Here is a 15,812-nt window from a genome sequence, read left to right on the forward strand (position 1 = left end):
GCGGGTATCCTCGCTGGAGCCTTCCCTGAACTGTCCTGATTTCCAAGGAGCTGCACGCTGTGTTCAAACATGTCGATGCCTATGCCGGCGACCCGATCCTCTCGTTGATGGAAACCTTCAAGGCCGACCCGCGCGCCGACAAGGTCAACCTGAGTATCGGCCTGTACTACGACGAAGCTGGCGTGGTGCCGCAGCTGGCGGCGGTGGGCGAGGTGGAGAAGCGCCTGGCCGGCCAGCCCCATGAAGCCTCGCTGTACCTGCCGATGGAAGGCCTGGCCGCCTACCGCCAGGCGATCCAGGCGCTGCTGTTCGGCGCAGATCACCCGGCTGTGGCCGATGGCCGCGTGGCCACCGTGCAGACCGTCGGCGGCTCCGGCGCGCTGAAAGTCGGCGCCGACTTCCTCAAGCGCTACTTCCCGGGCTCCGAGGTGTGGGTGAGCAACCCCACCTGGGACAATCACCGGGCAATCTTCGAAGGCGCGGGCTTCAAGGTGCACAGTTACCCGTACTTCGACACCGCCAGCCGTGGCGTCGATTTCGCCGGCATGCTGGCGACCCTGCAGACCCTGCCGGCCAACAGCATCGTCCTGCTGCACCCGTGCTGCCACAACCCCACCGGCGTCGACCTGGAGCAGAACCAGTGGCAGCAGGTGGTCGAGGTGGTCAAGGCGCGCCAGCTGATTCCGTTCCTCGATATCGCCTACCAGGGCTTCGGTGAAGGCCTGGTGGAAGACGCCTACGCCATTCGCGAGATGGCCCGTGCCGGCGTGCCATGCCTGGTCAGCAACTCGTTCTCGAAAATCTTCTCGCTGTACGGCGAGCGGGTAGGGGGCCTGTCGGTGGTCTGCGACGATGCCGCCACCGCCTCCAGCGTGCTCGGCCAGCTCAAGGCCACCGTGCGCCGCAACTACTCCAGCCCGCCCGCGTTCGGCGCCCAGCTGGTGGCCTGCGTGCTCGGCGACGCCGCGCTCAACGCCCAGTGGGCGGCGGAAGTGGAGGTGATGCGCAAGCGTATCCTCGACATGCGCCAGGGCCTGGTCGACCTGCTCGGCGAGCTGCTGCCGGGCCAGGACTTCCAGTTCTTCCTGCGCCAGCGCGGCATGTTCAGCTACACCGGCTTCAGCGTGGAGCAGGTGCGTCGGCTGCGTGACGAGTTCGGCGTGTACCTGATCGACAGCGGCCGGGTGTGCATGTCCGGGCTGCGTCCGGCCAACCTGCGCCAGGTGGCCGAGGCGTTTGCCGCCGTTCAGCGGTAACCGGCCTGGGGCCGCTCTGCGGCCCTTTCCGGCCGGTCCGGCGCCCCGGCAAGGCCGCTCCTACAGGGACTTGCGTTTCTCTGTAGGAGCGGCCTTGTGCCGCGAAAGGGTTGCAAAGCAGCCCCCTCCAGCACAACCTGCTTGTAAAGACAAGTGCAACCGTCCCTCGGGCGGGGCTTCCCCAAGTGCAACCTTTACATGCACAATCGCGCCCCTCTTCCCCGGTTGAGTTGGGCGAATCGTCTATTTCGCCATTCTCAGCCTGTTGCAGTCTTGCGAGTGGAGCGTCACCCGGAATGAATGAGCAGGCCCCAAGCGTTGAACAACGCTTTGTAGAATCGACCCCCGCCACCCTCGGCAGCTGGTCGCGTCAAGACACCACCTGGATGCTGGGCCTGTTCGGCACGGCCATCGGCGCCGGAACCCTGTTCCTGCCCATCAACGCCGGCCTTGGCGGTTTCTGGCCGCTGCTGGTCCTGGCCTTGCTGGCCTTCCCCATGACTTACTTCGCCCACCGCGGGCTGACCCGCTTCGTGCTCTCCGGCAGCAAGGGCGGCGACATCACCGAAGTGGTCGAAGAGCATTTCGGCATCACCGCCGGCGCGCTGATCACCGTCCTGTACTTCTTCGCCATCTTCCCGATCCTGCTGATCTACAGCGTGGCGCTGACCAACACCGTCAGCAGCTTCATGGAGCACCAGCTGCACATCGCGCCGCCACCGCGGGCGATTCTGTCGTTCGTGCTGATCCTTGGCCTCTTGGCCATCGTGCGCTGCGGCGAGCAGGCCACGGTCAAGGTCATGAGCCTGCTGGTCTACCCGTTCATCGTCGCCCTGGCGCTGCTGGCCCTGTACCTGGTGCCGCACTGGACCGGCGGCATCCTCGACACCGCCACCCAGGTGCCGTCCGGCTCGGCCTTCCTGCACACCGTGTGGCTGGCGATCCCGGTGATGGTGTTCTCGTTCAACCATTCGCCGATCATCTCGGCCTTCGCCGTCGACCAGAAGCGCCGCTACGGCGAGCACGCCGATGAGCGCAGCGGCCAGATCCTGCGTCGCGCGCACCTGCTGATGGTGCTGATGGTGCTGTTCTTCGTGTTCAGTTGCGTGCTGACCCTGAGCAGCGCCCAGCTGGCCGAGGCCAAGGCGCAGAATCTGTCGATCCTGTCGTACCTGGCCAACCACTTCGAGCAGCCGGCCATCGCCTTCGCCGCGCCCCTGATCGCCTTCATCGCCATTGCCAAGTCGTTCCTGGGCCACTACATCGGTGCCAGCGAGGGCCTCAAGGGCATGATCGTCAAGTCCGGCATGCGCCCGGGCGCCAAGGCCCTGGACCGCATCGTCGCCGCGCTGATGCTGGTGGTGTGCTGGATCGTCGCCACCCTCAACCCGAGCATCCTCGGCATGATCGAATCCCTCGGCGGCCCGATCATCGCCGTGCTGCTGTTCCTGATGCCGATGTACGCCATCCGTCGCGTGCCATCGATGCGCAAGTACAGCGGCGCGCTGTCCAACCTGTTCGTGGTGGTCGTCGGCCTGGTGGCCCTGACCTCGGTGGTGTACGGCCTGCTGGCCTGAGCCCCCGTTATGTAGGAAAAACGCCCGGGTCGACGCCAGTCACCCGGGCGTTTGTCTACAGGAATTGCCCGAACGTAGGACAATTTCATCTTTGCCCATAGGCACTTGCGTCCCTTCGTGGTTAACTCTGAAGCCTTTTCCAACCCCGTATAAGGATTTTTGCCATGGCTCAAGTGACTCTCAAAGGCAACCCGGTTCAGGTCAAAGGCAACCTGCCACAGGCTGGTGCTCAGGCGCCTGCCTTCTCCCTGGTCGCCGGCAACTTGGCCGACACCTCGCTGAAGGACTTCGCCGGCAAGCGCAAGGTGCTGAACATCTTCCCGAGCGTCGACACCCCGACCTGCGCCACCTCGGTGCGCAAGTTCAACGCCCAGGCCAATGACGTGGCCAACACCGTGGTGCTGTGCATCTCCGCCGACCTGCCTTTCGCCCAGGCGCGCTTCTGCGGCGCCGAAGGCCTGGAGAACGTGAAGAACCTGTCGACCCTGCGTGGCCGCGAGTTCCTGGAAAACTACGGCGTGGCCATCGCCGACGGCCCGCTGGCCGGCCTGGCCGCCCGCGCCGTGGTGGTGCTGGACGAAAACGACAAGGTGCTGCACAGCGAGCTGGTGGGCGAAATCGCTGACGAGCCGAACTACGAGGCGGCGCTGGCTGTCCTGAAGTAAGTGATGCTGGGGCCGCCTTGCGGCCCTTTCGCGGCACAAGGCCGCTCCTACAGAAAGCGCTGACTGCTGTAGGAGCGGCCTTGTGCCGCGAAAGGGGGCGAAGCACCCCCAGGGGTTACACCCTGTAACGGCCTGGACCCTGTTCCAGGCCGTTTTCATTTAAAGTTCACCCCTTTGCCAACGTCAGCCGAAGGTAAAGCACTGGTAAAGCCACTTTGCTAAAGCGAAGCCAGTGCTTATCGTTCACGCTCTCCACGCCGTCTTTCTCTGAACAAGGTTCGTTCGACCCATGCAAGCCTCCAATTCCCGTTCCCCTCGTCGCTGGCTGTTCGGCCTGCTGATCCTGCTGCTGGTGGCCCTGCTGGCCTGGTGGCTGTGGCCCGCGGCGACCGTCCATAAGGAAGGCGGCGGGCACCGTCCGGGCAAGGGCCTGGGCATGGGCGGGCGGCCGGGCTTCGGTGCCTCCACCGAGGCGGTCCCGGTGCGGGTCGAGCCGGTGCGGGTCGGAGACTTCCCGCTTTATTACAAGGCCCTCGGCACCGTGACCGCGACCAACACGGTCAACGTGCGCAGCCGGGTCGCCGGCGAGCTGGTCAAGGTCCACTTCAAGGAAGGCCAGCAGGTCAAGGCCGGCGATCTGCTCGCCGAGATCGACCCACGTTCCTATCGCATCGCCCTGCAGCAGGCCGAAGGCACCCTGGCGCAGAACCAGGCGCAACTGAAGAACGCCCAGGTCGACCTGGCCCGTTACAAAGGCCTGTACGCCGAGGACAGCATCGCCAAGCAGACCCTCGACACCGCCGAAGCCCAGGTCGGTCAGTTCCAGGGGCTGGTCAAGACCAACCAGGCCCAGGTCAACGACGCCCGCCTGAACCTCGAATTCACCCAGATCCGCGCACCGATCAGCGGCCGCGTGGGCCTGCGCCAGCTGGACCTGGGCAACCTGGTGGCGGCCAACGACACCACGGCGCTGGTGGTCATCACCCAGACCCAGCCGATCAGCGTTGCCTTCACTCTGCCGGAAACCCAGCTCGACACCGTGCTGGCCCGCTACCGCAGCGGCGCCAGCCTGCCGGTCGAGGCCTGGGACCGGGGCGATCAGAAGCTGCAGTCCACCGGCGTGCTGGGCAGCCTCGACAACCAGATCGACGTCGCCACCGGCACCCTGAAGTTCAAGGGCACCTTCCAGAACAGCGACCACGCGCTGTTCCCCAACCAGTTCGTCAACGTGCGCCTGCTGGCCGACACCCTCAAGCAGGTGGTGCTGGCACCGGCCGCGGCGATCCAGTTCGGCAACGACGGCACCTTCGCCTATGTGGTCAACGCCGAGAACACCATCAACGTGCGCAAGCTCAAGGTCGGCGCCAGCGATGGCGAGAACACGGTGATCGTCGAGGGCCTGGCCGCCGGCGAGCGTCTGGTGCTGGAAGGCACCGACCGCCTGCGCGAAGGCACCAAGGTCGATGTGGTCGAGGACAGCTCCCAGGTCCCCACCACCCCCGGCCAGCACCTGCAGGGGCAGGGCGCCAAGGACTCGGCCCAGACCGCTGAACCAGGCACCAAGGCGGGCGCATGAACCTCTCGCGCCTGTTCATCCTGCGGCCGGTCGCCACCACGCTGAGCATGCTGGCCATCGTCCTGGCCGGCCTGATCGCCTACAAGCTGCTGCCGGTGGCGGCCTTGCCCCAGGTCGACTACCCGACCATCCGCGTCATGACCCTGTACCCCGGCGCCAGCCCGCAGGTGATGACCAGCGCCGTCACCGCACCGCTGGAACGCCAGTTCGGGCAGATGCCGGGCCTGGAGCAGATGGCCTCGACCAGCTCCGGCGGCGCCTCGGTGCTGACCCTGCGCTTCAACCTCGACATGAACATGGATGTCGCCGAGCAGCAGGTGCAGGCCGCGATCAACGCCGCCAGCAACCTGCTGCCCAGCGACCTGCCGGCGCCGCCGGTGTACAACAAGGTCAACCCGGCCGACACCCCGGTGCTGACCCTGGCGATTTCCTCGAAGACCATGCCGCTGCCCAAGCTCAACGACCTGGTCGATACCCGCGTGGCGCAGAAGATCGCCCAGATCAGCGGCGTCGGCATGGTCAGCATCGCCGGTGGCCAGCGCCAGGCCGTGCGGATCAAGGTCAACGTCGACGCCCTGGCCGCCAACGGCCTCAACCTGGACGACGTGCGTACCCTGATCGGCGCCTCCAACGTCAACCAGCCCAAGGGCAACTTCGACGGCCCGACCCGGGTGTCGATGCTCGATGCCAATGACCAGCTGCGCTCGCCCGAGGAATATGCCAACCTCATCCTCAAGTACAGCAACGGTGCGCCGCTGCGCCTGAAGGATGTCGCCGAGATCGTCGACGGCGCCGAAAACGAACGCCTGGCCGCCTGGGCCAACCAGAACGAGGCTGTGCTGCTAAATATCCAGCGCCAGCCCGGCGCCAACGTCATCGAGGTGGTCGACCGGATCAAGGAACTGCTGCCGTCGATCACCGACAACCTGCCGGCGGGCCTGGATGTCAGCGTGCTCACCGACCGCACCCAGACTATCCGCGCCGCCGTGCGCGACGTGCAGCACGAGCTGCTGTTCGCCATCGCCCTGGTGGTGATGGTTACCTTCGTCTTCCTGCGCCGCTTCAGCGCCACCATCATTCCCTCCATCGCCGTGCCGCTGTCGCTGATCGGCACCTTCGGGGTGATGTACCTGGCCGGCTTCTCGGTCAACAACCTCACCTTGATGGCCCTGACCATCGCCACCGGTTTCGTGGTGGACGATGCCATCGTCATGCTGGAGAACATCTCCCGGCACATCGAGGAGGGCGAGACACCTATGCAGGCCGCGCTCAAGGGCGCCAAGCAGATCGGTTTCACCCTGATCTCGCTGACCTTCTCGCTGATCGCCGTGCTGATTCCGCTGCTGTTCATGGCCGATGTGGTCGGGCGGCTGTTCCGCGAGTTCGCCATCACCCTGGCGGTGGCCATCCTGATTTCCCTGGTGGTGTCGCTGACCCTGACGCCGATGATGTGCGCGCGCCTGCTCAAGCGCGAACCCAAGGAAGAGGAACAGGGTCGCTTCTACCGCGCCAGCGGCGCCTGGATCGACTGGCTGATCAAGCACTACGGCACCACCCTGACCTGGGTGCTCGAGCGCCAGCCGCTGACCCTGCTGGTGGCCGTGGCCACCCTGGCATTGACCGTGGTGCTGTACCTGATGGTGCCCAAGGGCTTCTTCCCGGCCCAGGACACCGGGGTCATCCAGGGTATCTCCGAGGCGCCGCAGTCGACCTCGTTCGCCGCCATGAGCGAGCGCCAGCAATCCCTGGCCAAGGTGATCCTGCAGGACCCGGCGGTGCAGAGCCTGTCTTCCTACATCGGCGTGGACGGCGACAACGCCACCCTCAACAGCGGCCGCCTGCTGATCAACCTCAAGCCCCACGGCGAGCGCGACGTCACTGCCTCCGAGGTGATCAACCGCCTGCAGCCGCAACTCGACAAGCTGGTCGGCATCCGCCTGTTCATGCAGCCGGTGCAGGACCTGAGCATCGAGGACCGGGTCAGCCGCACCCAGTACCAGTTCAGCCTCAGCTCGCCGGATGCCGACATGCTCGCCGAGTGGAGCGGCAAGCTGGTGCAGGCACTCAAGGGCCGCCCCGAGCTGCAGGACGTGGCCAGCGACCTGCAGGACCAGGGCCTGCAGGTATTCCTGGTGATCGACCGCGACATGGCCAGTCGCCTGGGGATCACCGTGGCGCAGATCACCAACGCGCTGTATGACGCCTTCGGCCAGCGGCAGATCTCGACCATCTACACCCAGGCCAGCCAGTACCGCGTGGTGCTGCAGTCGCAGACTGCCGCCAGCCTCGGCCCGCAGGCCCTGGAGTCGATCCACGTCAAGGCCACCGACGGCGGCCAGGTGCGCCTGTCGGCCCTGGCGCGCATCGAGCAGCGCCAGGCCCAGCTGGCGATCTCGCACATCGGCCAGTTCCCGGCGGTGATGATGTCGTTCAACCTGGCCCACGGCGCGTCCCTGGGCGAGGCGGTCAAGGTGATCGAGCAGGTGCAGCAGGACATCGGCATGCCGATCGGCGTGCAGACCCGCTTCCAGGGCGCCGCCGAGGCGTTCCAGGCCTCGCTGTCGAGCACCCTGTTGCTGATCCTGGCCGCGGTGGTGACCATGTACATCGTGCTGGGCGTGCTCTACGAGAGCTACATCCACCCGGTGACCATCCTCTCCACGCTGCCCTCGGCGGCGGTGGGGGCCTTGCTGGCGCTGCTGCTGAGCGGCAACGACCTGGGCATGATCGCCATCATCGGCATCATCCTGCTGATCGGCATCGTCAAGAAGAACGCGATCATGATGATCGACTTCGCCCTGGAGGCCGAGCGCCACCAGGGCATGAGCCCGCGCGACGCGATCTACCAGGCGGCGCTGCTGCGCTTCCGGCCGATCCTGATGACCACCCTGGCCGCGCTGTTCGGCGCCGTGCCGCTGATGCTCGCCACCGGTTCCGGCGCCGAGTTGCGCCAGCCGCTGGGCCTGGTGATGGTCGGCGGCCTGCTGGTGAGCCAGGTGCTGACCTTGTTCACCACGCCGGTCATCTACCTGTACTTCGACCGCCTGGCGCGCCGCTGGCGCCCGGCTGACGATGCGCGGCAGGCCGAAGCATGAACCTGTCCGGACCTTTCATCCGCCGGCCGGTAGCCACCATGCTGCTGAGCCTGGCGATCATGCTGCTGGGCGGGGTGAGCTTCGGCCTGCTGCCGGTGTCGCCGCTGCCGCAGATGGACTTCCCGGTGATCGTGGTGCAGGCCAGCCTGCCCGGCGCCAGCCCGGAGGTCATGGCCTCCACCGTGGCCACGCCGCTGGAGCGCAAGCTCGGCGCCATCGCCGGTGTCACCACGCTGACCAGCAGTTCCAACCAGGGCTCGACCCGGGTGATCATCGGCTTCGAGCTGGGCCGCGACATCGACGGCGCGGCGCGCGAGGTGCAGGCGGCGATCAACGCCACCCGCAACCTGCTGCCCAGCGGCATGCGCAGCATGCCCACCTACAAGAAGATCAACCCGTCCCAGGCGCCGATCATGGTGCTGTCGCTGACCTCGGACGTGCTGTCCAAGGGCAAGCTCTACGACCTGGCTGACACCATCCTGTCCCAAAGCCTGGCGCAGGTCAGCGGCGTAGGGGAGGTACAGATCGGCGGTAGCTCGCTGCCGGCGGTGCGCATCGAGCTTGAACCACAGTTGCTCAACCAGTACGGCCTGTCCCTGGACGACGTGCGTAACGCCGTGGCCAACGCCAACCAGCGCCGGCCCATGGGCTTCGTCGAAGACCATGAGCGCAACTGGCAGGTGCGGGCCAACGACCAGCTGGAAACCGCCGAGGACTACAAGCCGCTGGTGATCCGCCAGCAGAACGGCGCGATCCTGCGCCTGTCCGACGTGGCCAAGGTCAGCGATGGCGTGGAGAACCGCTACAACAGCGGCTTCTTCAACGACGAGAGCGCGGTGCTGCTGGTGGTCAACCGCCAGACCAACGCCAACATCATCCAGACCGTCGAGCAGATCAAGGCCGAGCTGCCGGCGTTGCAGTCGCTGCTGCCGGCCAGCGTCAAGCTCAACGTGGCCATGGACCGCTCGCCGGTGATCAAGGCCACCTTGAAGGAAGCCGAGCACACCCTGCTGATCGCCGTGGTGCTGGTGATCCTGGTGGTCTACCTGTTCCTTGGCAACCTGCGCGCCTCGCTGATCCCGAGCCTGGCGGTGCCGGTGTCGCTGGTGGGCACCTTCGCGGTCATGTACCTGTGCGGGTTCTCCCTGAACAACCTGTCGCTGATGGCGCTGATCCTCGCCACCGGCCTGGTGGTGGACGACGCCATCGTGGTGCTGGAGAACATCTCGCGGCATATCGAGAACGGCGAAAACCCCATGCGTGCCGCCTACAAGGGCGCGCAGGAGGTGGGTTTCACCCTGCTGTCGATGAACGTCTCGCTGGTGGCGGTGTTCGTCTCGATCCTGTTCATGGGCGGTATCGTCCGTGGGCTGTTCAAGGAGTTCTCGATCACCCTGGCGGCGGCGATCATCGTCTCGCTGGTGGTGTCGTTGACGCTGACGCCGATGCTCTGCTCGCGCTGGCTCAAGGTCCACGGCCCGCAGCAGCAGACCCGCCTGCAACGCTGGAGCGACCGCATCCACCAGCGCATGGTCGCCGGCTACGACAAGAGCCTGGGCTGGGCGCTGCGGCACAAGCGCCTGACCCTGCTCAGCCTGCTGGCCACCATCGGGCTGAATATCGCCCTGTACGTGGTAGTGCCCAAGACCTTGATGCCGCAGCAGGACACCGGCCAGTTGCAAGGCTTCATCCGTGGCGATGACGGCCTGTCGTTCACCGTGATGCAGCCGAAGATGGAGATCTACCGCCGCGCCCTGCTCAAGGACCCGGCGGTGGAGAGCGTCGCCGGTTTCATCGGCGGCAACAGCGGCACCAACAACGCCTTCGTGCTGGTGCGCCTGAAGCCGATCGCCGAGCGCAAGGAGAACGCACAGAAGGTGATCGACCGCCTGCGCAAGGACCTGCCGAAGATCCCCGGCGGGCGCCTGTACCTGATGGCCGACCAGGACCTGCAACTGGGCGGCGGCGGCCGCGACCAGAGCACCTCGCAGTACCTCTACACCCTGCAGAGCGGCGACCTGGCGGCCCTGCGCGAGTGGTTCCCGAAGGTGGCCGCCGAGCTGCGCAAGCTGCCCGAGCTGACCGCCATCGACGCCCGCGACGGCGCCGGCACCCAGCAGGTGACCCTGGTGGTCGACCGTGACCAGGCCAAGCGCCTGGGTATCGACATGGACATGGTCACCGCGGTGCTGAACAACGCCTACAGCCAGCGGCAGATCTCGACCATCTACGACAGCCTCAACCAGTACCAGGTGGTGCTGGAGATCAACCCGAAATACGCCTGGGACCCAAGTACCCTGGAGCAGGTGCAGGTGATTACCGCCGACGGCGCCCGGGTGCCGTTGTCCACCTTCGCCCGCTACGAGAACAGCCTGGCCAACGACCGCGTCAGCCACGAAGGGCAGTTCGCCTCCGAGGACATTTCGTTCGACGTCGCCGAAGGCTACAGCCCCGACCAGGCCATGGCCGCGCTGGAGCGCGCGGTAGCCAAACTGGGCCTGCCAGAGTCGGTGATCGCCAAGCTCGGCGGCGACGCCGACGCCTTTACCAAGACCACCGAAGGCCAACCGCTGATGATCCTCGGCGCCCTGGTGCTGGTGTACCTGGTGCTGGGCATCCTCTACGAGAGCTACATCCACCCGCTGACGATCCTCTCCACGCTGCCTTCGGCCGGGGTCGGCGCCTTGCTGGCGCTGTACCTGACCGGTGGCGAGTTCAGCCTGATCTCGCTGCTGGGTCTGTTCCTGCTGATCGGCGTGGTGAAGAAGAACGCCATCTTGATGATCGACCTGGCGCTGCAGCTGGAGCGCCACGACGGCCTGTCGCCGGAGGAGTCGATCCGCCGCGCCTGCCTGCTGCGCCTGCGGCCGATCCTGATGACCACCCTGGCGGCGATCCTCGGCGCGCTGCCGCTGCTGCTCAGCCGCGCCGAGGGCGCGGAGATGCGCCAGCCGCTGGGCCTGACCATCATCGGCGGCCTGGTGTTCAGCCAGATCCTCACCCTCTACACCACGCCCGTGGTCTACCTGTACCTCGATCGCCTGCGCCACCGGTTCAACCGCTGGCGCGGCGTGCGCACCGACGCTGCCCTGGATACCCCGCTATGAACTTTGCCCACACCCGAATCCACCGTGCCCTCAAGCGGCTGACCCAGGGACGCGGTTCGCGTCTGGTCAGCGCCGGGTTGTGCGTGGCCATGCTCAGCGCCTGTACCCTGAGCCCGGACTACCACCGCCCCGAGGTCAGCACCCCGGCGCAGTTCAAGCAGGCCGAAGGCTGGACCCAGGCCAACCCGTCCGACGCCATCGCCCGCGGGGCGTGGTGGGAGATCTATGGCGACAAGCAGCTCGACGCCCTGGTGGAGGAGCTCAACCGCAGCAACCAGACCGTGGCACAGTACGAGGCGCAGTACCGTCAGGCCCAGGCGCTGGTGCGCAGCAGCCGTGCCTCGCTGTTCCCTTCGCTGAACCTGACCACCAGCAAGAACCGTTCGGCCCAGGGCACCGGCAGTTCCAGCTCCAGCCTGTCGAACAACAGCAGCGGCATCCGCGACACCTACAACGCGCAGCTCGGGGTGAGCTGGGAGATCGACCTGTGGGGCAAGTTGCGTGAAACCATGAACGCCAACGAATCCAGCGCCGAGGCCAGCCTGGCCGACATGGCGGCCATCCGCCTGAGCCAGCAGTCGGAGCTGGTGCAGAACTACCTGCAACTGCGGGTGATCGACGCGCAGAAGCGCCTGCTCGAAGCCACGGTCGCGACCTATGAGCGGTCGTTGAAGATGAACGAAAACCAGTACCGCGCCGGGGTTGCCGGGCCGGATGCCGTGGCCCAGGCGCGTACCCAGCTCAAGAGCACCCAGGCCGACCTGATCGACCTGGCCTGGCAGCGCGCGCAGTACGAGAACGCCATCGCCGTGCTGATGGGCAAGGCGCCAGCCGATTTTGCCCTGGCGGCGAGCAACGACATTCCGGCGTTGCCGCAGGTTCCGCTGTCGCTGCCATCGCAGTTGCTCGAGCGGCGTCCCGACATCGCTTCGGCCGAGCGCAAGGTCATGGCGGCCAACTCGAACATCGGCGTATCGCGGGCGGCGTATTTCCCGGATCTGTCGCTGAGCATGAACGGAGGGTACTCCAGCAGCAGTTTCAATAACTGGATCGAGTTGCCCAACCGCTACTGGTCGGTAGGGCCGCAACTGGCGCTGACGCTGTTCGACGCCGGCAAGCGTAGCGCCGAGGTTGACCGGACGGTGGCGGTGTACGACCAGACCGTGGCGCAGTATCGGCAGACGGTGCTCGACGGGTTCAAGGAGGTCGAGAACTATCTGGTGCAGCTAAAGGTGTACGGGGACGAGGCAGTGGTGCGGCAGGAAGCGCTGGACGCGGCGCGGGAATCGTTGCGGTTGACCGAGAACCAGTACAAGGCAGGCTTGATCGGCTACCTGGACGTGGTCAACGTGCAGACCACGGCGCTCAGCAGCGAACGAAGTGTGCTGACATTGCTGCAGGGGCGGTTGGTGACGAGTGTGCAGTTGATCGCGGCGCTTGGGGGCGGATGGGATTTGCAGCGGGAGTTGCCGGCGGAGTGAGCCAGTGGGGCGGGGTAATCGGTTGGACCGTCAAACCCGCCCCCTGAAGACCTGTGACGAAGATCGTTGTTGTGCGTATATAGATAACATGTTAACTATTGCATCAGAACAACAATCTGCGTGTGGAGGTCGTCATGCCCCAGCCCGTCCCCCCCTTAAGCGGCAAGCCTGACCTTGACGGCCTGGAGCGCTGGACCACGGCCATGCAGAAGGTCTGCGGCCGGTTCCAGACCGAGCTTGCCTTCAACCGCTCGCTGTTTATCGGCGAGATATCGACCTTCAACCGTGCCGGGCTGGCCCTGGCCAACCTGCGCACCAACGCCGGCAATATCCGCCGGCTTGGCGACAACCCCGACCGCGACGACGACCAGCATTGCTTTTTGGTCAGCCAGCGCATGGGCCACTCGCGGATCACCCAGGATGGCGTGAGCATCCAGCTGTCGCCGGGCGAACTGCTGCTGATGGATTCGGTGGGGCCGTGTGAGATCACCCCGTTCGGTTTGATCGAGCATGTTTCGCTGTCGCTGTCCCGTGAACAGGTGCGCAAGCACGTGAGCGGGCAGGGCGCGACCTTCGGCAAGATTTCTTCGACCAATGCCTGCGGGCGCATGCTGCACCTGCTGATGGACCAGTTGTGCCGCGAGGGCGACGAGGCCGGAGAGACCCAGGGTGAGGCATTGCAGGCGGCGTTCATTGCTTTGCTGGAACCGGGCTTCGAGCGCGGCGACGACAGTCCCGGGTCACTCGCCGGGCTCAGCGGCGCGAGCCTGCGCGGCTATGTGCAGAAGGTCATCGACGAATCCCTGGGCCAGCCTGGCCTGACTCCGGCCAACCTGGCCGAGCGCCTGAGTATCTCGGTGCGCCACCTGTACCGCCTGTTCGAAGAGGAGGGCGATAGCGTCTGCCGTTACATCCAGCGCTCACGCCTCAAGCGCAGCGCGGACGACCTGTCCAACCCGTTCCTCAAGCGCGAGTCGATCACCTCGATCGCCTACAAGTGGGGGTTCACCGACTCGGCGCATTTCAGTCGGGCATTCAAGAAGCACTTTGAGCAGTCGCCGAAGGACTTCCGGGCAATGGCCCTGGTGGCTGGGCGATGATTCCGTGCCTGAAGAGTCATAGGCGTGGGAGCGGCGGTGCGCCGATGCGACTTGCCCCGCGATAGCGTCCGCTTGCCTGGCGAGGAAGTGCCGGCGCACGCTATCGCGGGGCAAGCCCGCTCCCACGGAGGCGTTTTGTCAGGCTATCGCCAGGTAATGCTTGACGAAGGTCTCGCTCAGCACCTCCCACAGCACTGGCGTGCCCTTGGTCACGAACCAGGCATCGCCTGCCTTGTAGCGCGTCACCTGACCGGTGGATTCATCGGTCAGCTGGATCTCGCCGGTCACGATCACCGCCTGCTCGCTGAACGGATAGACCATGCGGAACTTGCCCTGGGTGGTGCCGAAGTAGGCGCTGCTGACCGGGTCGGTGGGGGCGCCGTGGGTCATCTTGCCGTAGCACTTGACCTCGCCTTCGAGGATGGTCGAGCCCAGGTCGGCAACGGTGCCCCAGGCGTCGAGTTCGGACAGTTGCACACCCTGGCGGACGGCGGTAAGGGTCATGGTGGTTCTCCTGGTCTTGTTCAAAAGGAATCAACGGCGGCCGTTGAAGAAGCCCGACAGCTGATGCACGGTCTTGCCGGCGGTCAGCAGCAGCGGGCGGATATGGTCCTTGCCGAGGATGCGCGCATGCTTGACCGAGCTGATCAGGTCATAGCGGCTGGAGCCTTCGCTCATGCCTTCGGCGAGGATCTTGCAAATGATGTGGCTGGGGGTGACGCCGAAGCCCGAATAGCCCTGCACGTAGAAGGCGTTGGGACGGTTGCTCAGGGTGCCGATCTGCGGGAACAGGTTGGCGCTGGTGGCCATCGGCCCGCCCCAGGCCAGGTCGATGCGCACGTCCTTGAGGTAGGGGAAGATCTTCAGCATCAGGTTGCGGTTCCAGGCCTTCAGGTCCTTCGGGATGTGCTCCACGAACGGGGTGGCGGCGCCGAACAGCAGGCGGTTCTCGCGGGTGACGCGGTAGTAGTCGATCACCGGGCGGATGTCGCTGTAGGCACCGCGGATCGGGCTGATGCGCAGGATCTGCTCGTCTGACAGCGGTTCGGTCATCAGCTGGAAGGCGTAGGTGTTGACGGTGCGCGCATGCAGCTCGGGCTCGAGTTTGTTGAGGAAGCTGTCACAGGCCCACAGCAGTTTGCTGGCCTTGACCGAGCCGCGCCCGGTGCGCACGGTGATCCGCTCGCCGTAGTGCACCTCCAGGGCCGGACTGTGCTCGAAGATCCGCGCGCCGTGGCCGACCAGGGCCTGGGCTTCGCCGAGCAGCAGGTTCAGCGAATGCACGTGACCGCCGCCCATGTGCAGCAGGGCGCTGCTGTAGGCGTCGGAGCCGATGATCTGCTTGACCTCCGAGCCGCCGAGGAAGCGAATCTCGTCCTTGCCGTTGATCGCCTTGAAGTCCTTTTCCCAGGCGCGCAGGGTCTTTTCCTGGCGGGCGTTGAAACCCATGTAGCCGTAGCCGTGGCAGAAGTCGGCGTCGATCTGGTAGCGGGCGATGCGTTCCTTGATGATGCCGGCGCCCAGTTCGCTGATCTCGAAGATTTCGCGCAGGCCTTTCTCGCCGACGCTGCCCTTGATCTTCTCCAGGTCGTGGCCGATGCCGGCCATGATCTGCCCGCCATTGCGGCCGGTGCCGCCGAAGCCCAGGTAGCGGGCTTCGAGCACGACGACATTGGTGATGCCTTTCTCGGCCAGTTCCAGGGCGGTGTTGATGCCCGAGAAGCCGCCGCCGATCACCACGACATCGGCGTCGATGTCGCTTTCCAGGGTGGGGAAGCTCAGGTTGTACTTCTTGGTGGCGGTGTAGTAGGTAGGCGTTTCGATGTTGATCATGGCGCAGCCTGGACAGTTGGAATTGTTGGACAGCAGGGCTTGCACAAAGCGCTGGCGGTTGCAGGCATTGAGCACCTAACGGCAGGTAGGTGTCTTGCCCGGGGCTGCCAGGGTTTTGCTTC

10 protein-coding genes are annotated in these 15,812 nt (G+C 65.7%); 8 read left to right on the top strand and 2 right to left on the bottom strand.

Features of this window, described 5'->3' with window-relative positions; translation table 11 throughout:
• Positions 1 to 59 precede the first annotated feature (59 nt).
• The 8 genes from VUG52_RS13425 (at position 60) to feaR (ending at position 13,857) form a co-directional block, all read left to right on the top strand.
• Positions 60 to 1,256, top strand: a complete 1,197-nt coding sequence (locus VUG52_RS13425) for an amino acid aminotransferase (protein ID WP_050705938.1) — start codon at positions 60 to 62, stop codon at positions 1,254 to 1,256.
• A gap of 296 nt (positions 1,257 to 1,552) precedes the next feature.
• Complete coding sequence (locus VUG52_RS13430) at positions 1,553 to 2,833, top strand: serine/threonine transporter (RefSeq protein ID WP_050705937.1); 1,281 nt, start codon at positions 1,553 to 1,555, stop codon at positions 2,831 to 2,833.
• Between the two features lie 164 nt (positions 2,834 to 2,997).
• Positions 2,998 to 3,498 (top strand): thiol peroxidase, encoded by a 501-nt coding sequence (tpx, locus tag VUG52_RS13435; protein WP_050705936.1) that lies wholly within the window; start codon positions 2,998 to 3,000, stop codon positions 3,496 to 3,498.
• Between the two features lie 289 nt (positions 3,499 to 3,787).
• The gene (locus VUG52_RS13440; RefSeq protein ID WP_050705935.1) at positions 3,788 to 5,074 is read left to right on the top strand and encodes an MdtA/MuxA family multidrug efflux RND transporter periplasmic adaptor subunit; all 1,287 of its coding nucleotides are present in this window, start codon (positions 3,788 to 3,790) and stop codon (positions 5,072 to 5,074) included.
• Positions 5,071 to 8,169 carry an MdtB/MuxB family multidrug efflux RND transporter permease subunit gene (locus tag VUG52_RS13445; protein WP_050705934.1) on the top strand — a complete coding sequence of 1,033 codons (3,099 nt, stop codon included), beginning with the start codon at positions 5,071 to 5,073 and terminating at the stop codon, positions 8,167 to 8,169. The genes VUG52_RS13440 and VUG52_RS13445 overlap by 4 nt, the downstream gene beginning before the upstream one ends.
• Positions 8,166 to 11,276, top strand: coding sequence for a multidrug efflux RND transporter permease subunit (locus VUG52_RS13450; RefSeq protein ID WP_050705933.1), 3,111 nt, complete (start codon positions 8,166 to 8,168; stop codon positions 11,274 to 11,276). Before VUG52_RS13445 ends, VUG52_RS13450 begins: the two co-directional genes overlap by 4 nt.
• Positions 11,273 to 12,757, top strand: coding sequence for an efflux transporter outer membrane subunit (locus VUG52_RS13455; protein WP_050705932.1), 1,485 nt, complete (start codon positions 11,273 to 11,275; stop codon positions 12,755 to 12,757). The genes VUG52_RS13450 and VUG52_RS13455 overlap by 4 nt, the downstream gene beginning before the upstream one ends.
• 134 nt (positions 12,758 to 12,891) lie before the next feature.
• Entirely contained in the window at positions 12,892 to 13,857 is a 966-nt protein-coding gene (gene feaR, locus VUG52_RS13460) for a transcriptional regulator FeaR (protein WP_082337727.1), read from the top strand.
• Positions 13,858 to 13,995: 138 nt separating this feature from the next.
• Here the strand turns inward: feaR and VUG52_RS13465 are convergent, their stop codons facing one another.
• Together VUG52_RS13465 and VUG52_RS13470 are read right to left on the bottom strand one after the other, a co-directional pair.
• Positions 13,996 to 14,361, bottom strand: a complete 366-nt coding sequence (locus tag VUG52_RS13465) for a cupin domain-containing protein (protein WP_050705511.1) — start codon at positions 14,359 to 14,361, stop codon at positions 13,996 to 13,998.
• A gap of 30 nt (positions 14,362 to 14,391) precedes the next feature.
• Entirely contained in the window at positions 14,392 to 15,690 is a 1,299-nt protein-coding gene (locus VUG52_RS13470; protein ID WP_050705572.1) for an NAD(P)/FAD-dependent oxidoreductase, read from the bottom strand.
• Between the last annotated feature and the right edge of the window lie 122 nt (positions 15,691 to 15,812).

The organism is Pseudomonas sp. LH21 (assembly GCF_036549575.1).
In the GTDB taxonomy this organism is placed as follows: domain Bacteria; phylum Pseudomonadota; class Gammaproteobacteria; order Pseudomonadales; family Pseudomonadaceae; genus Aquipseudomonas; species Aquipseudomonas peradeniyensis.